The organism is Actinomadura graeca (assembly GCF_019175365.1).
GTDB lineage: Bacteria > Actinomycetota > Actinomycetes > Streptosporangiales > Streptosporangiaceae > Spirillospora > Spirillospora graeca.
This window is the reverse complement of the sequence record NZ_CP059572.1, coordinates 1,596,242-1,619,490: the sequence shown is the minus strand read 5'-3', so window position 1 is coordinate 1,619,490 and position 23,249 is coordinate 1,596,242. Positions and strand designations below refer to the sequence as shown.

At 75.8% G+C, this 23,249-nt stretch carries 17 protein-coding genes; 11 read left to right on the top strand and 6 right to left on the bottom strand.

The window, feature by feature from the left end:
* The first annotated feature begins 212 nt into the window (after positions 1-212).
* The 8 genes from AGRA3207_RS07490 to AGRA3207_RS07455 all read left to right on the top strand — a co-directional run bounded on the left by AGRA3207_RS07490 (position 213) and on the right by AGRA3207_RS07455 (position 16,269).
* Positions 213-7,223 carry a type I polyketide synthase gene (locus AGRA3207_RS07490; protein ID WP_231333827.1) on the top strand — a complete coding sequence of 2,337 codons (7,011 nt, stop codon included), beginning with the start codon at positions 213-215 and terminating at the stop codon, positions 7,221-7,223.
* Positions 7,220-11,524 carry a beta-ketoacyl synthase N-terminal-like domain-containing protein gene (locus AGRA3207_RS07485; RefSeq protein ID WP_231333826.1) on the top strand — a complete coding sequence of 1,435 codons (4,305 nt, stop codon included), beginning with the start codon at positions 7,220-7,222 and terminating at the stop codon, positions 11,522-11,524. The genes AGRA3207_RS07490 and AGRA3207_RS07485 overlap by 4 nt, the downstream gene beginning before the upstream one ends.
* On the top strand, positions 11,521-11,802 hold the full coding sequence (locus AGRA3207_RS07480; protein ID WP_231333825.1) for a hypothetical protein: 282 nt from the start codon (positions 11,521-11,523) through the stop codon (positions 11,800-11,802). The genes AGRA3207_RS07485 and AGRA3207_RS07480 overlap by 4 nt, the downstream gene beginning before the upstream one ends.
* Positions 11,795-12,640 (top strand): alpha/beta fold hydrolase, encoded by an 846-nt coding sequence (locus AGRA3207_RS07475; protein WP_231333824.1) that lies wholly within the window; start codon positions 11,795-11,797, stop codon positions 12,638-12,640. Before AGRA3207_RS07480 ends, AGRA3207_RS07475 begins: the two co-directional genes overlap by 8 nt.
* Positions 12,637-13,881 carry a glycosyltransferase gene (locus tag AGRA3207_RS07470; protein WP_231333823.1) on the top strand — a complete coding sequence of 415 codons (1,245 nt, stop codon included), beginning with the start codon at positions 12,637-12,639 and terminating at the stop codon, positions 13,879-13,881. Before AGRA3207_RS07475 ends, AGRA3207_RS07470 begins: the two co-directional genes overlap by 4 nt.
* On the top strand, positions 13,878-14,747 hold the full coding sequence (locus AGRA3207_RS07465) for a hypothetical protein (protein WP_231333822.1): 870 nt from the start codon (positions 13,878-13,880) through the stop codon (positions 14,745-14,747). The genes AGRA3207_RS07470 and AGRA3207_RS07465 overlap by 4 nt, the downstream gene beginning before the upstream one ends.
* A gap of 48 nt (positions 14,748-14,795) precedes the next feature.
* The gene (locus AGRA3207_RS07460; RefSeq protein ID WP_231333821.1) at positions 14,796-15,692 is read left to right on the top strand and encodes a metallophosphoesterase family protein; all 897 of its coding nucleotides are present in this window, start codon (positions 14,796-14,798) and stop codon (positions 15,690-15,692) included.
* Positions 15,693-15,885: 193 nt separating this feature from the next.
* Positions 15,886-16,269 (top strand): hypothetical protein, encoded by a 384-nt coding sequence (locus tag AGRA3207_RS07455; RefSeq protein ID WP_231333820.1) that lies wholly within the window; start codon positions 15,886-15,888, stop codon positions 16,267-16,269.
* 121 nt (positions 16,270-16,390) lie between these two features.
* Here AGRA3207_RS07455 and AGRA3207_RS07450 read toward each other — a convergent pair whose 3' ends face one another.
* The 5 genes from AGRA3207_RS07450 to AGRA3207_RS07430 all read right to left on the bottom strand — a co-directional run bounded on the left by AGRA3207_RS07450 (position 16,391) and on the right by AGRA3207_RS07430 (position 19,364).
* On the bottom strand, positions 16,391-17,068 hold the full coding sequence (locus tag AGRA3207_RS07450; protein ID WP_231333819.1) for a DUF1361 domain-containing protein: 678 nt from the start codon (positions 17,066-17,068) through the stop codon (positions 16,391-16,393).
* A 69-nt stretch (positions 17,069-17,137) separates the two neighbouring features.
* Positions 17,138-17,581, bottom strand: a complete 444-nt coding sequence (locus AGRA3207_RS07445; RefSeq protein ID WP_231333818.1) for a hypothetical protein — start codon at positions 17,579-17,581, stop codon at positions 17,138-17,140.
* 450 nt (positions 17,582-18,031) lie between these two features.
* Complete coding sequence (locus AGRA3207_RS07440) at positions 18,032-18,430, bottom strand: hypothetical protein (RefSeq protein ID WP_231333817.1); 399 nt, start codon at positions 18,428-18,430, stop codon at positions 18,032-18,034.
* A gap of 52 nt (positions 18,431-18,482) precedes the next feature.
* Positions 18,483-18,848: a DUF6191 domain-containing protein gene (locus AGRA3207_RS07435; protein ID WP_231333816.1), complete on the bottom strand. Its 366-nt coding sequence runs from the start codon at positions 18,846-18,848 to the stop codon at positions 18,483-18,485.
* Positions 18,849-18,893: 45 nt separating this feature from the next.
* The gene (locus AGRA3207_RS07430; protein WP_231333815.1) at positions 18,894-19,364 is read right to left on the bottom strand and encodes a pyridoxamine 5'-phosphate oxidase family protein; all 471 of its coding nucleotides are present in this window, start codon (positions 19,362-19,364) and stop codon (positions 18,894-18,896) included.
* Between the two features lie 288 nt (positions 19,365-19,652).
* Between AGRA3207_RS07430 and AGRA3207_RS07425 the strand changes: the two genes are divergently transcribed.
* The 3 genes from AGRA3207_RS07425 to AGRA3207_RS07415 are packed head-to-tail and all read left to right on the top strand — an operon-like array spanning position 19,653 to position 22,311.
* Positions 19,653-20,474 (top strand): Nif3-like dinuclear metal center hexameric protein, encoded by an 822-nt coding sequence (locus AGRA3207_RS07425; protein WP_231333814.1) that lies wholly within the window; start codon positions 19,653-19,655, stop codon positions 20,472-20,474.
* The gene (locus AGRA3207_RS07420) at positions 20,471-21,214 is read left to right on the top strand and encodes a zinc ribbon domain-containing protein (protein ID WP_231333813.1); all 744 of its coding nucleotides are present in this window, start codon (positions 20,471-20,473) and stop codon (positions 21,212-21,214) included. The genes AGRA3207_RS07425 and AGRA3207_RS07420 overlap by 4 nt, the downstream gene beginning before the upstream one ends.
* Complete coding sequence (locus tag AGRA3207_RS07415; protein ID WP_231333812.1) at positions 21,211-22,311, top strand: bifunctional RNase H/acid phosphatase; 1,101 nt, start codon at positions 21,211-21,213, stop codon at positions 22,309-22,311. The genes AGRA3207_RS07420 and AGRA3207_RS07415 overlap by 4 nt, the downstream gene beginning before the upstream one ends.
* On the opposite strand, the gene AGRA3207_RS07410 is transcribed toward AGRA3207_RS07415, so the two are convergent.
* A complete protein-coding gene (locus tag AGRA3207_RS07410; protein WP_231333811.1) occupies positions 22,308-23,177 on the bottom strand; it encodes an alpha/beta hydrolase in 870 nt (289 codons plus the stop codon). The genes AGRA3207_RS07415 and AGRA3207_RS07410 overlap by 4 nt on opposite strands.
* Between the last annotated feature and the right edge of the window lie 72 nt (positions 23,178-23,249).

Sequence of the window (23,249 nt, the reverse complement as noted above, 5' to 3'; positions counted from 1 at the left end):
GGGACGCCGTGCCGGTCCCGCGCGCCCGCCGCGGCGGGTCTTGGCTGCGTCAAGGGAAGTCCCAGACTCCTTGAGGTCCCGTTCCCGTCGCGTCCACGGGTGTGTCGCCCCGGTGATCGATCCGTCGCCGACCGTAGTGTGGCGCACCGTCGAGCCAGGGTTTCAAGCCGCGCCGCCGGGGTCGGGCCGCGCGGGACGTCGGGGGGCAGTGCATGGCGGCGGACAGGGCCGGGGGCCGGGACGGGACGCAGCGGCGGCGGCCGGGGCCCGGCGCGGCCCCGGGGAGCCGTCCCGGGACCGAGGTCATCGGGGTCTCCCCGTTCGGCCGCCCCGCGTCCCGGCTGGCCGTCGCGGTCGCGCGGGCGGGCGGGCTCGGGGTGCTCGACCTCGGCACCGACCGGGCGGCGGCGCTCGCCGCCCTCGCCGACGTCCGCCGCTGGTGGACGGGGCCGTTCGGCGTCCGCGTCCCGGCGGGCTGCCGGGTCCGTCCCGCCGAGCTGCCGGACGCGGCGGGCACGGTGCTCGTCGACGCGCCCGCGCTGCGCTCCGACGACTCGCTGGACGTCGCCGGGTTCGCCCGGGGCCGCCGCCTGCTGATCGAGGTGGTCGGCCCGGACGAGGCGGCCGCCGTCCTGCCCGTCGCCCAGGGCCTCGCGGGGGCGGGCAACACCGGGCTGATCGCGCGGGGGCGGGAGGCCGGCGGGCGCGTCGGCGAGACGTCCACCTTCGTGCTGCTCCAGCATCTGGCCGCCGGCCCGGCCGTGGACGTCCCGGTGTACGCGGCCGGGGGGATCGGCCCGCACACGGCCGCGGCGGCGGTGGCCGGGGGAGCGGCGGGGATCGTGCTGGACGTGCAGCTCGCGCTCGTCCGGGAGATGGACCTGCCCGCCGCCGTGGTGGCCGCGCTCACCGCGATGGACGGGAGCGAGACGGCGGTCGTCGACGGGCACCGCGTGTACGCGCGTCCCGGCCTGCCGGGCGCCGGGACGGCCGAGCCCGCCGCGGCGGGGGGCCTGCGTGTCGCGGGCCTGCCGGTGGGGCAGGACGGGCCGCTCGCGGCGGCGCTCGCGGCGCGCCACAAGACCGCCGGGGGCGTGGTCCAGGCCGTCCGGGGGGAGATCACCGAGCACATCAGGGCCGCCGTCCGCGCCGAGCCGCTCGCCCCGGCCGTCGCACCCTCCGACGCCCCCCGCGCCGACGACGCCGACGACACCGATGGCGTGGATGCCGATGGCGTGGATGGCGCCGACGGGTCGTCCGGCGCGGTGCCGCCGGTCGTGCAGGGCCCGATGACGCAGGTCAGCGACCGGCCGGAGTTCGCCGACGCGGTCGCGCGCGCGGGCGGGCTGCCGTTCCTGGCCCTGGCCCTCAAGGACGGCGACAAGGTGCGGGAGCTGCTGGCCGCCACCGCCGGGCGGCTCGGCGGCAGGCCGTGGGGCGTGGGCGTCCTCGGGTTCGCGCCGCCGGAGGTCCGCGAGGCGCAGCTCGCCGCCGTGCGCGCCGCGGCGCCGCCGTTCGCGATCGTCGCGGGGGGCCGCCCGGCGCAGGCCGCGTCGCTGGAGGCGGCCGGGATCAGCGCGTTCCTGCACGTCCCGTCGCCGGAGCTGCTGGAGCGGTTCCTGGACGAGGGCGCGCGCAAGTTCGTCTTCGAGGGCGCGGAGTGCGGCGGGCATGTCGGGCCCCGCGCGAGCTTCCCGCTGTGGGAGGCGCAGGTCGAGCGTCTGACGGCGTTCGGCGGCGACCCGGCGGAGCTGTCGGTGATGTTCGCGGGCGGGATCCACGACGCGCGGTCGGCCGCGATGGTCGCGGCGCTGGCCGGGCCGCTCGCCGGGCGCGGCGCCGCCGTCCGCGTGCTGATGGGGACCGCGTACCTGTTCACCGCCGAGGCCGTCGAGGCGGGCGCGATCCTGCCGGGCTTCCAGGACGCCGCGATCGGATGCGAGGGGACGGCCCTGCTGGAGACGTCCCCCGGGCACGTGACCCGCTGCGCCCGCACCCCCTACGTCGTCGCGTTCGAGGAGGCGCGCCGCGAGCTCGCGGCGGTCGGGATGGCGCCGCGGGAGGTGTGGCGGCGGCTGGAGGAGCTGAACCTCGGGCGGCTGCGCATCGCCAGCAAGGGGCTGCGCCGCCGTCCGTCGGGCGAGGGCCCGCAGCCGGTGGAGCCCGCCGCGCAGCGGACCGAGGGCCTGTTCATGATGGGCCAGGCGGCGGCGCTGCGCTCGGCGCCCACCCGGCTCGCGGACCTGCACGAGGAGGTCACCGCCGGGGCGACCGCGCTGCTGGCCGCCCGTGCCGCCGAACTCGGCGTCGCCGCGGACCGCCCGCCGCTGCCGTCCGCCGGCCCGCGCCCCGCCGACATCGCGATCATCGGGATCGGCTGCGTGTTCCCCGGCGCCGAGGACGCCGGCGCGTACTGGGCGAACATCGCCCGCGGCGTCGACTCCGTCACCGAGGTCCCCGCCGGGCGCTGGGACCCCGATCTCTACTTCGGCGCGGACGGGGACGGCAGGACGCCCTCCAAATGGGGCGGGTTCATCCCGGACGTCCCGTTCGACGCGCTCGCCTACGGCATCCCGCCGGCCGCGCTCGGCAGCGTCGAGCCCGTCCAGCTCCTCGCGCTGGAGGTCGCGTCCCGCGCGCTGCGGGACGCCGGGTACGCCGACCGGCCGTTCGACCGTTCCCGGACCTCGGTGTTCTTCGGCGCCGAGGGGGGCGGGGAACTCGCAGCCGCCTACGCCATGCGCGCGGCCCTCCCGTCCTATCTGGGCGAGGTCCCGCCGGGCCTGGACGAGCAGCTCCCGAAACCCACGGAGGACTCCTTCCCCGGCGTCCTCACCAACGTGATCGCCGGGCGGATCGCCAACCGGCTCGACCTGGGCGGTGCCAACTACACGGTGGACGCCGCCTGTGCCGCCTCCCTAGCGGCGCTCGACGCCGCCTGCAAGGAACTCGTTTCCGGCGCCGGTGACATGGCGCTGTGCGGCGGCGCCGACCTGCACAACGGCATCCGCGACTACCTGATGTTCTCCTCCGTCCGCGCGCTGTCGCCGTCCGGGCGGTGCGCCGCGTTCGACGCGTCCGCCGACGGGATCGCGCTGGGCGAGGGCGTCGCGTGCGTGGTGCTCAAGCGGCTCGCGGACGCCGAGCGCGACGGCGACCGGGTGTACGCGGTCGTCAAGTCCGTCGCCGGGTCCAGCGACGGCCGCTCCCTCGGCCTCACCGCGCCCCGCTCCGAGGGCCAGCGCCTCGCGCTGGACCGCGCGTACGAGGGGGCGGGCGTGCCCCCGTCGCGGGTGGGGCTGGTCGAGGCGCACGGCACCGGCACCGAGGTCGGCGACCGCGCGGAGCTGGAGACGCTCGCCGCGGTGTTCGCGGGCGCCGCGCCCGGCAGCGTCGCGCTCGGCTCGGTGAAGTCGCAGATCGGGCACACCAAGTGCGCCGCTGGGCTCGCGGGCCTCATCAAGACCGCGCACGCGCTGCACACCGGGGTCCTGCCCGGCACGCTCCACCTGGACCGCCCGAACCCGGCGTGGGATCCCGCCGGGCCCTTCTCCTTCGGCCGGACGGCCCGCCCGTGGGCCGCCGCCCCCGGCGACCGGTACGCCGGGATCAGCGGCTTCGGCTTCGGCGGCGCCAACTTCCACGCCGTCCTGTCCGGGTACGGCGGGGCGCCCGAGCCGGTCTCCGGGCTGGCCGACTGGCCCGCCGAGCTGTTCCTCGTCCGCGGCGAGGACCGGGCCGCGGCGCGGGCCGAGGTCGGCCGGATCCGCGGGGTGTGGGACGGGCGGCGCGGTGACCGGGCGGGCCTGCGCGCGGCGGCCCGCGCCTGCGCGTCCGGCGAGGGCCCCGTGCGGGTCGCGTTCGTCGCCACCGGTCCCGGCGACCTGGACGGCAAGCTCGACGCCGCCGCCGCGTTCCTCCCGGGAGAGGGCGTGTTCGTCGCGTCCGGCGAGGACGGCCGGGACACGGCCGGCACCGGCACGGAGACCGGCACCGGCACCGACGGCCCCGGCGCCGGGCAGGTCGCCTTCCTCTTCCCGGGCCAGGGCAGCCAGCGGCCGGGGATGCTCGCCGACCTGTTCGTCGCCTTCCCCCGCCTCCAGCGCCTCCTGCGGCTCGCGGGCGGCGGGCACGCCCCGGTGATGTTCCCGCCCGCGGCGTTCACCGCCGAGGAGTCGCGGCGGCAGCGGGACGCGCTGGCCGACACACGCGCCGCGCAGCCCGCCCTCGGGATCGCCGGGCTGGCCGTCCACCGGCTCCTGACCGCCGTCGGCGTCCACCCCGACCTCGCCGCGGGCCACAGCTACGGCGAGCTGACGGCCCTGTGCGCCGCCGGCGTGTTCGACGAGACGGACCTGGTGGAGCTGAGCACCGCCCGCGCCGAGGCGATCCTGTCGGCCGCGGGCCCGGAGCCGGGCGCGATGGCGGCCGTCACCGGCACGCTGCGGGAGGTCCGTGAGGCGCTGTCGGGCGTCTCGGAGATCGTCATCGCCAACCACAACGCGCCCCGCCAGGTGGTCGTCTCCGGTACCGCCGCGGGACTGGAGCGTGCCGCCGCCGTCCTGGCCGGGCACGGCCTCGCCGCGGAGCGCCTCCCGGTGGCCTGCGCGTTCCACAGTCCCCTCGTCGCGCCCGCGTCCGCCGGGCTCCGCGCCGCGCTCGCCGGACGCGACCTGCGCTCGCCCGCCTTCCCCGTCTGGTCGAACACGACCGCCGCGCCCTATGAGACGGACCCCGCCGACCTGGCCGACGGCCTCGCCGGGCAGCTCGCGGCCCCCGTCCGGTTCGTCGAGCAGATCGAGGCGATGTACGCCGCGGGCGCCCGCACCTTCGTCGAGGCGGGCCCCGGCCGCGTGCTGACCGGGCTGGTCGGCGCGATCCTGGGGGACCGCCCGCACACCGCCGTGAGCTGCGACGTCCCCGGCGAGGACGGCCTGCCGCGCTTCCTGCTCGCGCTGGCGGAGCTGGCGGCGGCCGGGGTCCCCGTCGACCCGCTGCCGCTGTTCGCGGGCCGCGACGCCGAGGCCGACGCCGACGCCGCGCCGCCGGCGTCCGGCTGGCTGGTGAACGGCCACCTCGTCCGCACCGCCGACGGCGGCCACCCGGAGGGCGCGCTGCGGCCCGCCCGGCGCGTCCCAGGAGGAACGATGAGCGACCGTCCCCGCGAGTCCGAGGCCGCGGTGCTGGAGTACCTGCGCGCGGGCCGCGAGTTGATCGCCGCGCAGCGGGAGGTGATCCTGCGCCACCTCGGCCCGGCGGCCGAGAGGCCGTCCCGCCCGCCGGTCCAGCCCCGGCCGCCGGTCCCGTCCGTCCCGTTCCCGCGTCCGGTCCTCAAGGGCGAAGCGGTGGACGCGGGCCCGGCGCCGCTCCCGGCCCCGGCCACAGTCCCGGACTCGGAGCCGGAGCCGGACTCGGAGCGGGAGCACGCGCCCGACGTCCGCGCGTCCGTCCTGGAGGTGATCAGCTCCCGCACCGGCTACCCGCGGGCCATGCTGAAGGACGACCTGGACCTTGAGGCCGACCTCTCCATCGACTCCATCAAGCGCACCGTCATCACCGCCGAGCTGGCCGACCGCGTCGGGCTCACGGCCGGGGACGCCGCGCTGGAACGGCTCGCCCGCATCACCACCATCGGCGGCATCGTCGCCTGGCTCCACGACCATCTGGAATCCCCGCCCGCCGAGGTCCGGGAGCCCTCCTCTCCTGCGCCCCCGGCGGGCCCGGCGCGTCCGGCCGACGGCTCCGGCACCCATGTGGGCACCTCGGCACTCTCGGGATCCGGCCCGGCCGCGCTCCCGCCGCGCGTCCAGGCGCCCGTGCTGCGGCAGGTCGTGCGCACCGTGCCGCTGAAGGCGCTGCCGGTGCCGGGCGAGGCCGGGACGACGTTCGCCGGGGAGCGGTTCCTGATCGTGGACGACGGCTGCGGGATCGCCCTGGAGCTCGCCGACATGCTGGAGCGGCACGGCGCCCAGGCGCGGACGCCGCTGGAGGTGGACGGGGCCTGCGACGGTCTCGTCCACCTGGCGGCGCTGCGGCCCGGCGCCGCGGCGGTGCTCCCCGAGGCGTACGCGGGGATCCGCGGCGCGCTGACCGGAGGGCTGCGCCGCCTGGTGGTGGCGACCGGGTCCGGCGGCGACTTCGGACGGCGGTTCGGCGGCGGGGGCGTCGGCGACCCGGCCCCGGGCGCCGGGCTCCGGGGCCTGGCGCGGACGGTCGCGCAGGAGTACCCCGAGGTGCTCGTCCGGGCGGTGGACGTCGACACCAAGGACACGCCGCGGGCGATAGCGCAGCGGATCCTGGCGGAGATGCTGCACCCTGACGCCCCGGTGGCGGTAGGGCACGAGGGCGACGTGCGCCGGGGCCTGTCGGTGGTGCCGTCCGAACTCACCGGGGAGCCCGCCGTGGACCTCGGGCCGGACGGCGTCGTGCTGCTCACCGGAGGAGCAAGAGGAATCACCGCACGGGTGGCGCGCGCGCTGGCCAGGATGAGCGGCTGCCACATCGAGCTCATGGGACGCACACCGGAACCGGACGGCGAGCCGTCCTTCCCCGAGGCCGAGGACGAGGCCGGGCTCCGCAGGGCGCTCGTCGCGCGTGGCGGCAGGCCCCCCTCGGAGATCGAGGCGACGATCAGGCGGCTCCTGGCCGAGCGGGAGGTCCGGCGCAACCTGGAGGCGCTGCGCGAGGACGCCGCGTCCGTGCGGTACCACTCGGGCGACGTCCGGGACCCGCAGGCGGTGCGGGACGTGGTCGAGCGCGTCTACCTGCGGCACGGCCGCCTGGACGGGGTCGTGCACGGCGCCGGGCTGATCGAGGACCGGCTCGTCCGCGACAAGGGGCCCGGCTCGTTCGAGCGGGTGTACCGGACGAAGGTGGACGGCGCGTGCGCGCTCGCCGCGGCCGTCCGCCCCGACCTCGGGTTCTTCGTCGTGTTCGGCAGTGTCGCCGGCGTGCACGGGAACCGGGGGCAGGCCGACTACGCCGCCGCCAACGACGCCTGCGACACGCTGGCCCGGGTCTGGCGGACGCGGCTGAAGGGCCGGGTCCTGGTCGCCGACTGGGGGCCGTGGGCGGGCGGCGGGATGGTGTCGCCCGAGCTGGCGCGCGAGTACGCGCGGCGCGGCATCGGGCTGATCGAGCCGGACGCCGGCGTGGACGCCCTGCTCCGCGAGATCGCGCACGGCGACGAGACGCAGGTCGTGTTCACGGGGACGGTCCGGTGACCGACGCCGCCGAGCCGATCGCGATCGTCGGCGCGGGCGCGGTGTTCCCCGGTGCCGGGTCCGCGGCCGAGCTGTGGCGCAACGTCCTGGACGGGTTCGACGCGATCACCGACGTCCCCGCGGGGCGGTGGGACCCCGCGACCTACTACGACCCCGGCGCGTACGGGCGGGCACCGGAGAGCGACCGGTTCTACTGCCGGCGCGGCGGCTTCGTCGACGGGCTGGCCACGTTCGACCCCGCCGGGTTCGGCATCATGCCCGCGTCGGTGCCGGGGATGGAGCCCGACCAGCTCCTCGCGCTGCGGACGGCGGGCGAGGCCATCGCGGACGCGGGCGGCGAGGAGCGGCTGCCCGACCGGTCGAGGATCGGCGTGGTGATCGGCCGCGGCGGCTACATCACGCCGGGCGTCGCGCGGTTCGACCAGCGGGTCCGGACGTCCCACCAGCTCGCGGGGGTGCTGTCGGAACTGCTCCCCGGCCTCGGCCGCGACCGGCTGGAGGAGATCCGCCGCGCGTTCTGCGAGCGCCTCGGCCCGGACGGCCCGGACGCCTCGGTCGGCCTCGTCCCGAGCTTCGCCGCGTCCCGGATCGCCAACCGCTTCGACCTGCGCGGCCCCGCGTACACGCTGGACGCGGCGTGCGCGTCGTCGCTGCTGGCGGTCGAGCACGCGGTGCGGGCGCTGCGGAGCGGGCAGGCCGACGCGATGCTGGCGGGGGCCGTCCACCACGCCCACCACGCGACGGTGTGGAGCGTGTTCAGCCAGCTGCGGGCGCTGAGCCCCAGCGAGACGATCCGCCCGTTCGACCGCGCGGCCGACGGGACGCTCCTGGCGGAGGGCACGGGCGTCGTGCTGCTCAAGCGGCTGTCGGACGCGCTGCGGTCCGGGGACCGGATCCACGCGGTGGTGCTCGGCGCCGGGTCCTCCAGCGACGGCCGCGCCGCCGGGATCATGAGCCCGCTGGTGGACGGGCAGGTCCTCGCGGTGGAGCGCGCCTGGCGGGACGCGGGCCTGGACCCCGCGGCGCCGGGGGCGGTGGGCCTGGTCGAGGCGCACGGCACCGCGACCCCGGCGGGCGACGAGGCGGAGCTGGCGACGCTGCGCCGCGTCCTCGGCACCGGCGGCCCGCCGGTCGGGCTCGGCACGGTCAAGTCGATGATCGGGCACGCGATGCCCGCCGCCGGGATCGCCGGGCTGATCAAGGCCGCGTTCGCGCTGCGCGACGGCGTCCTCCCGCCGACCCTGCACGTGGACGACCCGCACCCGGCGCTGGAGGGCGGGCGGCTGCGTCCCGTCCGGGAGGCGGCGGAGTGGGAGCCCGCGCCGGGGACGCCGCGCAGGGCCGTCGTGAACGCCTTCGGGTTCGGCGGCGCCAACGCACACGTGATCCTGGAGGAGCCGCCCGCCACGCGGGCACGGCGGGCCCGGCGGCTGCGCCCGCCCGCCTCCGAGGAGGGCGTGCTGCGGCTGGCCGCCCGCACGGGCGGGGAGCTGTCGGACCTGCTCGCGGCCCCCGACGAGGAACTCCTCGCGCGGGTCTGCGACGACGTCCCGGACCTGCCGTGCCGCCTGGCGATCGTCGGCCCGACCGCGCGCCGGCTGGACCTCGCGCGGGCCGTCGTGCAGCGCGGCACGGCCTGGCGCGGCCGGAGCGACGTGTGGTTCGCGCCGCGTCCGCTGCTGGCCGGCGGCGGCCGGCTGGCGTTCCTGTTCCCCGGCTTCGAACCCGCCTTCGACCCACGTGTGGACGACGTCGCAGAACATTTCGACCTGCCGGGGTTCGTGCCGTCCGGGCGCACCGACCTGCCGGGTCACGCCGCCGATGTGATGGCCGTCGGGCGGCTGCTGGCCGCCGCGCTCGCCGAGCTGGGCGTCGAGCCGGACGTGGTGGCCGGGCACAGCCTCGGCGAGTGGACCGCGATGACCGTCGCCGGCGTGTACGACGGGGACGCGACGGAGGCGTTCATCAGGGCCCTCGACGGCGACGCCGTGGACGTCCCGGACGTCGTGTACGCGGCCCTCGGCTGCGGCGCGGGCCGTGCCCACGAGGCCGTCGGCGGGCGCCCCGGCGTCCACGTCAGCCACGACAACTGCCCGCACCAGTCGGTGGTGTGCGGCCCGCCGGAGGACGTGCGCGAGATCCTCGGCCGTCTCGCCGCCGAGGGCGTGCTCGGCGGGGAGCTCCCGTTCCGGTCGGGCTTCCACACCCCCGCGGCCGCGGCGTTCGCCGGGCAGGTGCGGAGCTCCTTCGAGGTGCTGCCGCTCCGTGAGGCCCGCGTCCCGCTGTGGTCGGCGACGACGGTCGCGCCGTTCCCCGCGTCCCCCGGGGAGGTCCGCGAGCTGGTCCTGCGGCATCTCGTCGAGCCGGTCCGGTTCAGCGAGCTGATCGAGGAGCTGTACGGGACGGCGCACGTGCGGGCCTTCGTGCAGGTCGGCCCCGGCAGCCTCACCGGCTTCGTCGGCGACCGGCTCGGGGAGCGCGAGCATCTGGCGATCGCCGTGAACGTGCCGAAGCGGGACGGGATGGCGCAGCTGCGCCGCGTCGTGGCCGCGCTGTGGGCCGAGGGGTACGGGGCCTCGCCCGCGCCGCCGGAGCCCGCGCCGGGCATCCCGCTCGACCTCGGGACGCCGCTCGTGCGGCTGGACGGCGCCGTCCCGCCGCTCACCCTCGCCGCCGGCCCCGCCGAGGGCACCGGCGTCCCGCGGCTGCCCGCGGACGACCCGGTTCTGGCGGAGCTGGAGGCGCTGCTCGACGACGCCGCGTCCGGGGCACAGACCGTCCTGGAGGCGCTCGGAAGCGGCGGCGCGCACGTCCCTGCCGAGGGCGTCCCCGCGGCCGGGGACGCAGCAGCCGGGGACGCCGCGCCCGCGGCGGCCGGGCTGGTCGTCTCCCGGGTGTTCTCGCTGGAGTCGATGCCCTACCTCGCCGACCACTGCGTGATCCCGCAGCCCGCCGGCTGGCCGGACATGTCGGACCGGTTCCCCGTCGTCCCGCTGACGACGCTGCTGGAGGTGATGGCCGGCGCCGCCCGCGAGCTGCTGCCCGACGCGCGGGTGGTGGGCTTCGCCGACGTGCGCGCCGTCCGGTGGATCGTCGCGGCGCCGCCGACCCGCGCCGAGATCCACGCCTCCGTCGTCGAGGGCGCCGCGCCGCCCAGGGTGAAGGTCGTCATCCCCGGCCACGCCGAGGGCACGGTCCTGCTGGACGGCGAGCACCCGGAGCCCCCGCCGCCCGACCGCACGCCGCTGACCGGCGAGGGGCCGCCCGTCGTCACCGCGGACCGGCTGTACGAGGAGCGCTGGATGTTCCACGGCCCGCTGTTCCGCGGCGTCACCGAGATCATCGCGCTCGCGGAGGACGGCGTGCGCGGCGCCCTGACCTCGCTGCCCACGCCGGGCGCGCTCGTGGACAGCGCCGGGCAGCTGTGCGGGCACTGGATGCAGGTCTACGGCGAGAGCAACCACATCGTGTTCCCGGTGGGCATCGACCGGCTCTCGCTGTACGGGCCGCTGCCACCCGCGGGGGAACGCCTGGAGACGACCGTGTGGAACCAGTCCCTCACCGAGACCACGATGCGCTGCAACGCCGAGATGGTCCGGCCTGACGGGACCCTCTGGGGACGCATCGAAGGATGGACGACGCACCGCTTCTACACCGACGAGGCCGTCTGGCGGATGCGGTTCACGCCGGAGCTGTCGGGAACGGGCGAGCCGCAGGACGGCGGCTGGTGCCTGGCCCGCAGACGCTGGGACGGCGCCGCGTCCCGCGACCTGCTGATGCGCCAGTACCTGTGCGCCGCCGAACGCGCCGAGTACGAAGCGCTCCCGTCGTTCGCGCAGGGCGCGTGGCTGCTCGGCCGGATCGCCGCCAAGGACGCCGTCCGGGACCACCTGTGGCGCGCCGGGCACGGGCCCCTGTTCCCGGCGGAGCTGACCGTCCTGGACGACAGGGCGCGCAGGCCCGTCGTGACCGGCCCCTTCGAGGTGCCGCTGGCCCTGTCGGTCGCCTGCGACGCCGAGCTGGGCGTCGCGATCGTCCGGTCCGGGCGCGAGCCCGCGGGCATCGGGCTCGCCCTGGACGACGCGAACGGGCAGGTCCGCGCGGCGAAGCAGGCCGTGCTGCAGTCCATGCCCGTGAACCCGGACCGTCCCGAGCTGGTCGTGACCGCGGCCGAGCCCGACCGGCTGCTGATCGCCGGCAACGGGACCGTCATCACCGTGCTGACGCGCGACCTGGACGGCCACGTCGTCGCCTGGACCGCCGCGTCGGGCGGCACCGACATGGAGGAGAGCAGAGCATGACCCAGGTCATGGAGGAGTTCGTGCGGATCCTGACCGACGTGGTGGGGGAGGACCTCCTGCTGGACGCGGAGATCGGCGCGGACACCTCGCTCAGCGGGGAACTGGCTCTGGAGAGCATCGAGTTCGTCGCGCTCTTCGAGAAGCTCAGCGGGCACTACGCGGAGGTGGACTTCCCCGCGTTCCTGGCCGGGATGGGGCTGGACCAGCTCATCGACCTCACGGTCGGCGACGTGGTCTCCCACATCGAGGCGTCACCGCGGGGCGGCGCCCGTGCCTGAGGTGACCGCGCGCGGGGTCCGCTTCCACGTGCAGCTCATGGAGCCCGACGCCCCGCACTGCCCGGACCCGCCCGTGGTCGTGTTCGTCCACGGGCTCGTCATGGACAACCTGTCGAGCTTCTACTACACGATCGCCGGGCCGGTCGCGGCCGGCGGGGCGCGCTGCGTCCTGTACGACCAGCGGGGGCACGGGCGTTCCGAGCGGCCGCCCACCGGCTACGGGCCCGGGGACGCGGTCGCGGACCTCTTCGCCGTCCTCGACGCGCTCGGCCGCCGCGCGCCCGTCGTGCTGGTCGCGCACAGCTGGGGCGGCGTCACGGCGCTCAAGGCGACCCTCGCGCACCCCTCCCGCGTCGCCGGGCTCGTGATGATCGAGGGGGACGGCCCGTCCGAGCGTCCCGGGTGGACGGAGGACATCCTGAACACCCTGGAGTTGTACGCGCTCGCGCTGGACCACGACCGCCTGCCCGAGCGGCTGCTGGACTTCGGCTGGCGGCGCGAGAGCAGGACCGCCGCGGGCGACGACGCGCTCGTCAACGGGACGAGCCTCGTCGCCGACATCGCCGGGGCGGCGCCCGTCCGGCCCGCCGACCTCGCCGCCGTCGCCTGCCCGGTGCTCGCCGTCTACGGACGGCACTCGGAGCTGCTCGACGCCGGCCGGCTGCTGGCGCGGGCCGTCCCCCGCTGCACGCTGCACGTCATGGAGGGCCACGCCCACACCGTCCTGCGGGAGGGCACGGCCGGGCTCCTGGAGGTCCTGTCACCCTGGCTCGCCCGCCACGCGCACGCCGGCGCGCCCGTCACCGAAGGAGCGCGAGCCATGGGAGGTGCGGTATGAGCACCCGCCGCGTCCGAGTCCACGTCCCGTCCATGCTCGACGACACGAGCGTGCGGCGCGTGAGCAGGCCGAAACGCCGGTTCCTGTTCGTGGTCCCGCCGCTCACCGGCCACGTCAACCCGAACGTCGCGGTGGCGGCCGAGCTGGCGGAACGCGGCCACAAGGTCGCCTGGGCCGGGCACCGCGCCGCCCTCGAACCGCTCCTGCCCTCTGGCTCGCGGATCCACGGCACGCTCGACCGGGACTTCGCGGCGCGCCTGCCCGCGCTCCAGGACGCCTGGCTGGGGCTGCGCGGCCACGCCACCGTCCGGTTCCTGTGGGAGGAGTTCGCCGTCCCGCTCGGGCACGCGATGATGCCCGGCGTCCTCACCGCGGTGGACCGCTTCCGCCCGGACGCCGTCGTCTGCGACCAGATCACCCTCGCCGGCCCCGTCGCGGCCCGGCTCCGCGAGATCCCGTGGGCGAGCTCGGTGGCGGCGTGCACCGAGGTCGCCCGCCCGCTCGCCGGGACGCCCAAGGTCGAGCGGTGGGTGCGCGACCGGATCGACGGCTTCCAGCGCGCCCACGGCATCGAGGACGCACTGGACCTGCGCTTCTCCGACCACCTCGTCCTGGTGTTCACCACCGCCGCCCTCATGGGCGACGTCTCGGAGTTCCCTGAGCACTACGCGTTCGTCGGCCCGGCCCTCGGCCGTCCCGCCGGGAGCACCTTCCCCTGGGAGTGGCTCGACGGGCGCCCCGCCGTCCTGGTGACCCTGGGCACGCTCAACGGCCCGTCCGGCGAGCGCTTCTACCGGGTCGCCGCCGACGCCGTCCGCGGCATGGACGTCCAGGCGATCCTCGTGGCGCCTCCCGCCCTCGCCGCCCGGGCCGGTCTCGGCGACCCGCCGCCGAACGTGCTGGTGCGCCACCACGTCCCGCAGCTCGACCTCCTCCCGCGGCTGTCCGCCGTCGTCTGCCACGGCGGCCACACCACCGTCTGCGAGACCCTCGCGAACGGTCTTCCCCTGGTCGTCGCGCCGATCCGGGACGACCAGCCGATCGTCGCCCGCCAGGTGGAGGCGGCCGGGGCGGGGATCGCCGTCCGGTTCTCCCGCGTCCGCGCGGAGGAGCTGGCCGCGGCGCTCACCACCGTCCTCGCCGACGGCCCCCACCGCGCCGCCGCGCGCCGCGTCCGCGACTCCTTCGCCGCCGCCGGGGGCGCCGCCGAGGCCGCGGACAGGCTGGAGAAACTGACATGACCCGCGTGCCCCGCGACACCGGGCGGGAGGACGGGATCGGCCCCGCCGCGGACCCGGTCGTGCGGATCGCGGCCTACACCTTCGAGCGGGTGTTCGGCGGCGCCCCGGCGGCCGTCAGGCACGTCCCCGCGCGCCTGCCCCTCCTGGACGGCCTGGCGGTGCCCCTGCCGTGGGGCGCGGTCGCCGCGGCCGGCCGCACCGGAGACGGGTCGGTGACGCTCTTCTCGATGAACCACTACCGCACCGCGACCCTCACCGAGGCACCGCCCTGGGCGCGGGAGCCGGTCGCCGTCCTGGAGGCGTACTCCGACCCCGTCCCCGGCACCCGGCTGCTCGTGCGCCGGGAGATCCCCGAGAAGCTGGGCCTCCTCACCGGCGCCGAGACGGCCGAGGCGACCGCGCGGGTTCTGCGGGCCCTGCACGGGCCGCCCGCGGAACCGGGCGCGCCCCGCCCGCTGTGCGCCGCGCCCCGTCCGGCCCACGCCCTTCTGACGGCGCCGGGCGGCAGCGAGCACCTGCCCTGGAACCTGGCCGCCCACGGCCTCCGGCTCCTGATCGCGGCCCTGGCCATGCCGCCCGTCCCCCTGCCCGGGGCGATCGCGCCGGAGCACGCGGCCGCGACACTGCGGGCGGCCCGCCCGCCCGGCCTGGGCCCGCTGCTCACCGAGGCCCATCCCCACGGCGACCGGGTCCCCGACCTGGTCGTGAAGACCGCCCTCGCCGCGGGCGCGCTGGGGGCCCGGTCGCTCGGCGCCTGCGTCGTCGCACTGGCGCCCGCTTCTGCCATTCCTCGCATCCGCGCCGAGGTCACGGCGGGGCTCGCCCGCCATCTGCCACGTCCACCCCGCTACCTGACTGCCTCCTGAACCCCGACGATCACAACGGACCGGCAGGGCGCAGTAACGTCATGTGGCATGAAGGTCGCGTTCGTCGGTGACGTCCACGGGTGCGTCGTGCACGCGCTGGGCGCGGTGGTGCTGCTCCAGCGGCACAGGCGGATCCAGCTCGACGCCGTCGTCCAGGTGGGCGACCTGGGGGCGTACCCGTCGCCCGGACGGTGGGACGACTCAAGCCGCCGGTACGGCGCGGAGCATCCCGCGCAGGGCGACTTCTTCCGGCTCCTGGACGGGGACCCGCGGGTCGCCGAGAGCGTGCGGCGCGCGCTGGACGAGGTGCCGCCCGTCCTGTTCCTCAGCGGCAACCACGAGGACCACGACTGGCTCGCCTGGCTGCACGAGACGAGCGGCGCCGCCGTGACGCCGGTGGACCCGCTCAGCGCCTACCACCACGTCGCGTGCGGGCACGTGGCCGACGTGGGCGGCCTGCGCACGGCGTTCCTCGGGATGATCGAGCTGCCCGGCCACATGGACTTCGATCCCGGCGCCTACGGCGCCCTGATGGCCGCCGAGCCAGGAAGCGTCGACGTCCTGGTCACCCACGAGGGGCCGTACGGGATGTCGAACGACCGGAACGGGAATGTCCAGGGATCGGCGAAGCTGTCGGTCCTCATCGAGCGGCTCCAGCCCTCCCTGCACGTCGGCGGCCACTACCACCACGAGAACGGCCCGCGCCGCTACGGCAGGACCCTCTCCTACGCGCTCGGCCAGCTGGTGGAGCCCAAGGTCAGCAGATGGGACCCCGTGCGCGACAACCCCGAGCAGAGAGTGATGCGCGGGAGCGTCGGCCTGCTCGACACCGAGACCCTCGGCTTCGAGTACGTCCGCGACGACTGGCTCGCGGATCTCAGCGGCGACGAGCTGGACCTGTCCGGCCTGCTCGCGGACGGCTCGCCGCGCCCGACGGCGACGTGACCGTCCCGGGGCGACGGTCCATTCGCCCACAATTGTGACCCCGGCTGTGGCGCACCGATTGATAGGCGTTCCCGATCGTCAATTTAGGCAAATTAAAACTGAACCCCATTGACTGGGCACGTCGTACCCCTGGTCGTACGGAGAACGCACAGAGACCGCGATCTCCGGCTTTCCCAGAGACCAGGGAGAAGAAATGTCCGCACGCACGTTCCAGGCCCGCCGTTTCGCCACCGCCGCCGCCCTGGCGGGCGCCGCCGCGGTGATCGGACTCGGGACGGCCTCGTCGGCCACCGCCGCCGCGGCGGCTCCCGCCAAGGTCACCGTGAAGGTGACCCAGAAGGGCAACTACACCGCCACGGTCTGCGTCGGCGACATCCTGGAGGCCCGGTGCACCGAGAACATCGCCAAGGGCCAGACCAAGACCTTCACGGTGGCTCCCCCCAAGGGCACCGCGGTCAGCGTCAGCCTGATCGTCAAGGGCGGTGGCTCCGCCGACACGTCCGTGGTCAGCAACAAGACCCAGCTCAAGTTCGAGACGTCCGGCAGCAAGGCCAAGCCCGTCGTGAAGCAGGTCTGATCCGGTAAGACACCCGCCTATCCCGACCCCGGTCCCGCAGCAGCCCCGCGGCTGCGGGACCGGTCATTTCCCTTTGATCGGCGCCCCGGTCGCCATTGACAAGAACACCGAAAAAGGGTTTTCATCCGGGAGTGAAACCCTTGTCATAGGGTGCCAGAAGCCCTTGGACGCGGCGGGCGCCTTTCACCACCGCGTCCCGGGCGGCATCGGCTATCGCCCTGGTCATGAAATGGCAGAGCCAGATGACGAGAAAAGTGCCGGCGATCAGAATGGGCGCCCGGCTCCAGGTCAGCTGCAGGACGATCCGCTCCAGCGTCGCCTGCGGGGCGACCACCGGCTCCCAGCTGTTGAGGCGGGCCCAGCGCCCGAGGAAGATCCCGACCGCGCAGAGCGCGTGCACCGCCACGGCGGCCCGCCCCCGGTACGCGCCCAGCCCGATCCGGCCGAGGTGGCGGAGCGCGGCGCCGAGCGCCAGGTGGTAGGCGAGGAAACCCGATCCGACCAGCACCGCGTAGACCGGCAGCACCGCCGTCACCACGGGGCCGTCCTCATCGGACAGCACGATGTCGTTCCGCAGATGCACCAGGTCGGTGACCACGTAGGGCGCGTTCGGCAGGAACAGCGCGAACAGCACGAGCCCGGCCCACCAGAGCGGGGACCGCGACACGGCGCGTCCCCGGAAGAGCATCCAGGCCAGCCCCACGGGGATCCAGGCGAGCAGGATGTTCCATCCCATCCACCAGGCGTCCCGGCGCAGGAGGCCGGCGAGGTTCGGTGCCACCTGATCCACATAGCCCATGGGCCCCATACTGCACCGCGCGCGTCCGGGTCCGCCGCCACCGGCGGGGCGTCGTCCTTGCCGTGCGGGTCACTCGGTGAGGGGGAGGGACTTGGCGATCTCGACGAGGTCCTCCACGCTGATCTCGCGCGGCCCCCGGACGCCGAAGACCCGCGTCGGCGTCCGGACGGTGACCGAGTGCGCGAGCTCGGTCGTCCAGCGCGGTCGCGTGCCGTGGTCCCCGCCGGTCCACATCCCGTCGTGGTACTCGGCCTCGGCCGGGACGTCGCCCAGGCTGATGGGGACGCCCGGGCGGTTCTCGGTGGCGAGGAGCTGCGCGCCGGGTTCGGTGGTGACGTGCACGACGAGGGGGTTCGACCAGTCGGCGCGGGCCCAGCCCTTGGTGTGCACGAGCCGGGTCTGGTCGGCGGGCCCCGGGAACCCCGCCGCGGCCCCGCCGTCGATCTGGCGCCGGAAACGGAAGCCGGGCGGAAGCCATCTCGGCTCGACCTGGGCGCTCGGATGCGTCGACATTGCGTCCCCCTTCACGTATGGCGCCGCCCGGCAGCCGGGACGGCGGCATTCATGCGATGCGCGGGGGAGTGCGGGCTCCCGGCCGGGCCGTGGCCGGGTGGTCCGCTTCGGTCGCGCGGGTGTCCAGGGCGAGCATTGGTCGGGCTCGGCCCTTCACCGGCGACCCCTGCCATGCGTCGGCTGGTTCGGGCGGGGGAGTGATCAGAGCACGCCGGGGGACGGCGGCGCAAGACCCCCGCGGGCGTCCGGACGCGTTGGCGCGGTCCCACTCCGGTGACGGTCGGCGACGGCCCGCCGGTCGGCCCACCTGAGAGGCGGTGCGCGGCCGGAACACCGATTGGTCCAAGTCGTGATGGCCGGGACCGGCCATCGGGGTGTTCCAATGCGGGCCGCGGCCGCGGCGCGGGGACGGCGTGCGGGGCCTCGGGGCGAGCGGTGCCCGGCGCGCGCTCAGAGCTTCGGGGTGAACGGCCGGCGGTGGACGGGATCGTCCGGCTCGGCCATGCCGCGCAGAGCGGTCTCGACCAGTTCGATCCCCTCAAGGAGGGCGACGAGGCGGGCGCCCTCGCGCCGGTACGTCTCCAGGACCGCCTCGATCCCGTGCGGCGGGACGACGTCGCCGAGGTCGACGCGGGCGGTGCGGAAGCCCTCGCGGGCGGCCTCCACGGAGGCGGTCACGTGGTGCCGGGCCATCCGGGCGAGGATGATCGGGTAGCGGCGCAGCACGCCGTACCGGCGGTACTCGGGCGGGACGAGCTCGAGCAGCCACGCCATCGCGGTGTCCTCGAAGCGGTCGGTGCCCGGTGGGTGCACCTGCGCGGGCCAGCCGGGCGGTACGTAGGCGCTCACTCGCTCAGGATAACCCCGATTCGAACCTATGTTCGATACAAAGCGGACAAATTCACTCCGCGTCCGGCGGTGGGGACCCGGCCCCGTTCCGCCGGATGCGGATCTTGCCGGAGTCCAGGTCGTCGCGGCGCGACGCCCCGGACCCGGCCTGCTCGTGATCGTCCTGCCGCAGGATCTTCTCGCGCTGCTGCTCCTCCTGCTTGACCTTCTTGGAGCCCTCGAAGGCGGAGGCGAGGTCCTCGAACATGCCGCCGCCGAAGCCGGCGCCGGTCTCGCCGTCGCCGCGGATCGCGTTCATCAGGGACGACTTCCCCGTGCCGTCGCGGGGCCACTCGACGATCTCCTGCTCGGCCGGCTCGGGCCGGTTGCCCATGGCCCGGCCCTTGACGCGCTTGCGGCGGCGAAAGGGTGACTTCACACACTCTCCAACGCGATGAGTCCCAAGATTGATCCCGGAGGGCGTTCAGGTTCCGAACGACCACCGGGTGGGAGAACCGGTGAAATCTCCCTGGCGCAGCCCGAACGCCCGCTGCGGCCGTACCGCTACGGTCGCGTTCACCACGGGGTCCAGGAAGTCCACACGATAGCCGGTGCAGTACTTGGCGTTGACCAGGTCGATGAATCGTTGCAAAGCCCTCGGTTCGGTGACGACCTCGGCGGTCCCCTCGATGACCACCGGCTCCTCGGCCTCCTCGGTGGTCACCACGACGTTCGGGTTGGCCCGCAGGTTCACCATCTTCCGGGACGGCACGCTGCTGCTGAACATCAGCGCCTCCCCGGACCACGCCCCCCACACCGGCATCGCGTGCGGGCGGCCGTCCGGGCGCACCGTGCACAGCCAGAAGTTGCGGGCGGCGCGCAGCCGCTCCACGGCCCACGACCACGGGAGCAGGCCGCCGCCCTCGTCCGGGCCCAAGGTGCCGTAGCCGGGCATGTACGGGCGGTCCGCGCTGGGCGCCGCGCGCAACGCCGGGGTCGCCGCGCCCGGGGCGGGTGCCGCGCTCAGCCGTCTGGGTGCCCCACCTGCCGCGATGGGCCTCGGACTCGGTGCGGCGGGCTTCGGTATCGCGTCAGTGGGCCTCGTCCCCGCTTCGGCGCCGGAAGCCGACATGGCGTTCTCCCCTCGGTCGGGCTCTCCCGTGCCTATCGTTTCAGACCGCGGCGGGGGGCGGTGACGCTCGGTGGCTCGGCGGGAGCGGCTCGGCGCGGTAGCCTGCGGGACGTGCGCCTATCCCATGTCATCGCGGCCCTGGACGAGCTGTATCCGCCCGCGTGGGCGGAGTCCTGGGACGCCGTCGGACCGGTGTGCGGCGACCCCGGCCAGGAGGTCGGCCGGGTGCTGTTCGCGGTCGACCCGGTGGCCGCCGTCCTGGACGAGGCGCTGGAATGGGGCGCCGACCTGCTGGTCACCCACCATCCCTTGCTGCTGCGCGGGGTGCACTCGGTCGCCGCCACCACCCCCAAGGGGCGGATGGTGCACCGGATGATCCGGGAAGGGGTGGCGCTGTACACCGCGCACACCAACGCCGACCGCGCCGACCCGGGGGTGTCGGACGCGCTGGCCCGGGCGGTGGGCCTGACCGGCGCCCTGCGCCCGATGGTCCCGGACGGGGACGACCCCCGCCGCGGCCTCGGCCGTGTCGGGGACCTGGCCGAGCCGGTCACGCTGGCCGAGTTCACCCGCGGGGCCGCCGCCGGGCTGCCGTCCACCGCCTGGGGCGTCCGGGCGGCGGGCGACCCCGGCCGCGCCGTCCGCACGGTCGCCGTCTGCGGCGGCGCGGGGGACTCGCTGCTCGACACGGCGCGCGCGGCGGGCGCCGACGTCTACCTCACCGCCGACCTGCGCCACCACCCCGCGTCGGAGTTCACCGAGCAGGGCGGTCCCGCGCTGGTGGACGCCGCGCACTGGGCGACGGAGTGGCCCTGGCTGGCCGACGCGGAGCGGCGGCTGACCGGGGCATCGAAGGAAGCGGGCACGTTGGAGACCCGGGTGTCCACGCTCGTCACCGACGCGTGGAGCCTGCATTTCGAAGGAGCACAGTGAAAGCCGCACCGCAAGCCCAGCTTCGCCTGATCGACCTGCAGGACCTCGACAGCTCGCTGGACCGGCTGGCCCACCGCCGCCGCACGCTGCCCGAGCTGGCCGGGATCGAGCGGCTGGAGGGCCGTGTCACCGAGTTGCGCGACGCGATCGTGGCCGCCGAGACGGAGGTCGGCGACCTGGAGCGGGAGCAGCGCAAGGCCGAGCAGGACGTCGACCAGGTCCGCACCCGGGCCGACCGCGACCAGAAGCGGCTCGACTCCGGGCAGGTGACCTCCGCCAAGGACCTCAGCGGCCTCCAGGCCGAGATCGGGTCGCTCCAGCGCCGCCAGTCCGATCTGGAGGAGGTCGTGCTGGAGATCATGGAGCGCATCGAGGAGGCCGAGGGCAAGGTCTCCGCCCTGCGCGCCGACCAGGCCGCCGCGCAGGAGGAGCTGGCCGGGCTCGTCCGGTCCCGCGACGCCGCCCAGCAGGAGATCGACGAGGAGGCCGGGACGACCAGCACCGCCCGCACCGCCGTCGCCAAGGACATCCCCGAGGACGTCCTCGCCCTCTACGAGAAGCTGCGCGGCCAGTTCGGCGGGGTCGGCGCGGCCAAGCTGTTCCGCGGAGCGTGCCAGGGCTGCCACCTCGCGCTGAACACCGTCGACCTGAACCGCATCCGCGCCGCGGCCGAGGACGAGGTCGTCCGCTGCGAGGAGTGCCGCCGCATCCTCGTCCGCACCCCCGAGTCGGGGCTGTGACCGGGCGGAGGCTGGTCGTCGAGGCCGACGGGGGGTCGCGGGGCAACCCGGGGCCCGCCGGGTACGGCGCCCTCGTCCGCGACGCCGTCACCGGGGAGGTCCTCGCCGAGGTCGCCGAGTCGATCGGGCACGCGACCAACAACGTGGCCGAGTACCGCGGCCTCATCGCCGGGCTGTCCGCCGCCGCCGCGGTCGACCCCGCCGCCCGCGTCGAGGTCCGGATGGACTCCAAGCTCGTCGTCGAGCAGATGGCGGGCCGCTGGAAGATCAAGCACCCCGACATGATCCCGCTGGCCCTCCGGGCCCGGGACCTGGCCGAGGGCCTCGGCGCCGTCACCTACACGTGGATCCCCCGCGACCGCAACGCGCACGCCGACCGGCTCGCCAACGAGGCCATGGACGCCGCCGCCCGCGGCGAGCCCTGGACCCGCCAGGCCGAGGAGACGCCGCAGGACCCCGAACCGCCGCCGGGGCCGCCCACGTCCACCCCGACGACCACCCTCCTCCTGCGGCACGGGGAGACGCGCCTGTCGGTCGAGAAGCGCTTCGCGGGGACGGGCGACGTCCCGCTCACCGGCACCGGCCACGCCCAGGCCCGCGCCGCCGCCCTCGCCCTCAAGGACCGCGGGATCGAGGCGATCGTCACCTCGCCCCTGTCCCGCTGCCGCGACACCGCCGCCGAGGTCGCCTCGGCCACCGGGCTGGACGTCCGCGTCGAGGACGGCTTCCGCGAGACCGACTTCGGCGCCTGGGAGGGCCTCACCTTCGCCGAGGCGGGCGAGCGGCACCCCGCCGAGCTGAGGGCGTGGCTGCGCGACCCGGACGCCGCGCCCCCCGGAGGCGAGAGCTTCGCCGCCGTCTCCCGCCGCGTCCGCACCGCGCTGGACAAGCTGATGGTCCGCCACCGCCACCGGACGGTCCTGGTCGTCTCCCACGTCACGCCCATCAAGCTCCTGGTCAAGGACGCCCTGGGCGCCCCGATGGCGTCCCTGTACCGGATGCACCTGGACGTGGCGTCGCTGACGTCCGTCGACTGGTACGCCGACGGCCCCGCCACGCTCCGCCACTTCAACGACGTGCACCACCTGGAACGCTAGGCGCGCCCGCCGAGGAACGCGCCGATCGCGGCGGCCACCTCCGCCGGCGCCTCCTCGGCCATGTGATGACCGGAGTCGACGGGATGGCCGCGGACGTCCGCGGCCCAGCTCCGCCAGATGGCGAGCGGATCGCCGTACAGCTCCTCCAGGTCGTCCTTGAGGGACCACATGACCAGCGTCGGGCACCGGACGCGGCGTCCCGCGGCACGGTCGGCCTCGTCGTGCCGCCGGTCGATGCCGAGGCCCGCGCGGTAGTCCTCCAGCATCCCGTGGACGGTCGCCGGGTCGTGGATCGCCTCCTGGAAGTCGGCCCACGCCTCGGGCGCCATGTGCGCGCCGCTGGTGGAGTACCACGCGTCCGGATCCGCGTTGATCACCCGCTCCGCGGGCTTCTCGGTCTGGGCGAAGAACCACCAGTGCCACCACGCGGCGGCGAATCGGGCGTCGCAGCGCTCCAGGTGCTCCACCACCGGAAGACCGTCCATCACCACCAGCGCGGTCACCGCGTCCGGGTGGTCCATCGCCGTCCGGAAGGCCGCCAGCGCGCCCCGGTCATGGCCCGCCACCGCGAACGACGCGTGGCCGAGGGCCCGCATCAGCGCGACGAAGTCGCCCGCCATGGCGCGCTTGGAGTACGGCCCGTGCTCGGCGTCGGTCGGCGGCTTGGACGACCCGCCGTATCCGCGCAGGTCCGGGCACACCACGCTGTACCCGCCGGCGAGCAGCGGCGCGACCTTGTGCCAGGTCGCGTGCGTGCGGGGATGGCCGTGCAGCAGCAGCACCGGCGGCCCCGACCCCCCGTGCCGCACCCGCAGCTCCGCCTCGCCCGTGTCGATGCGCTCCAGCGCGAAACCCTCGAAGTACATTCTCCCGGCGCTACCCCGGGGAAGATCGTCCAACCACGGCCGGGCCGTCCCGCCGCTCCGGCGACCCGCTAC

Bases quoted from the DNA above. Each gene is read 5' to 3' on its own strand.
- AGRA3207_RS07490 (WP_231333827.1), top strand. From the start codon at position 213: ATGGCGGCGGACAGGGCCGGGGGCCGGGACGGGACGCAGCGGCGGCGG.
- AGRA3207_RS07480 (WP_231333825.1), top strand. From the start codon at position 11,521: ATGACCCAGGTCATGGAGGAGTTCGTGCGGATCCTGACCGACGTGGTG.
- AGRA3207_RS07470 (WP_231333823.1), top strand. From the start codon at position 12,637: ATGAGCACCCGCCGCGTCCGAGTCCACGTCCCGTCCATGCTCGACGAC.
- AGRA3207_RS07465 (WP_231333822.1), top strand. From the start codon at position 13,878: ATGACCCGCGTGCCCCGCGACACCGGGCGGGAGGACGGGATCGGCCCC.
- AGRA3207_RS07460 (WP_231333821.1), top strand. From the start codon at position 14,796: ATGAAGGTCGCGTTCGTCGGTGACGTCCACGGGTGCGTCGTGCACGCG.
- AGRA3207_RS07455 (WP_231333820.1), top strand. From the start codon at position 15,886: ATGTCCGCACGCACGTTCCAGGCCCGCCGTTTCGCCACCGCCGCCGCC.
- AGRA3207_RS07450 (WP_231333819.1), bottom strand. From the start codon at position 17,068: ATGGGCTATGTGGATCAGGTGGCACCGAACCTCGCCGGCCTCCTGCGC.
- AGRA3207_RS07445 (WP_231333818.1), bottom strand. From the start codon at position 17,581: ATGTCGACGCATCCGAGCGCCCAGGTCGAGCCGAGATGGCTTCCGCCC.
- AGRA3207_RS07430 (WP_231333815.1), bottom strand. From the start codon at position 19,364: ATGCCCGGCTACGGCACCTTGGGCCCGGACGAGGGCGGCGGCCTGCTC.
- AGRA3207_RS07410 (WP_231333811.1), bottom strand. From the start codon at position 23,177: ATGTACTTCGAGGGTTTCGCGCTGGAGCGCATCGACACGGGCGAGGCG.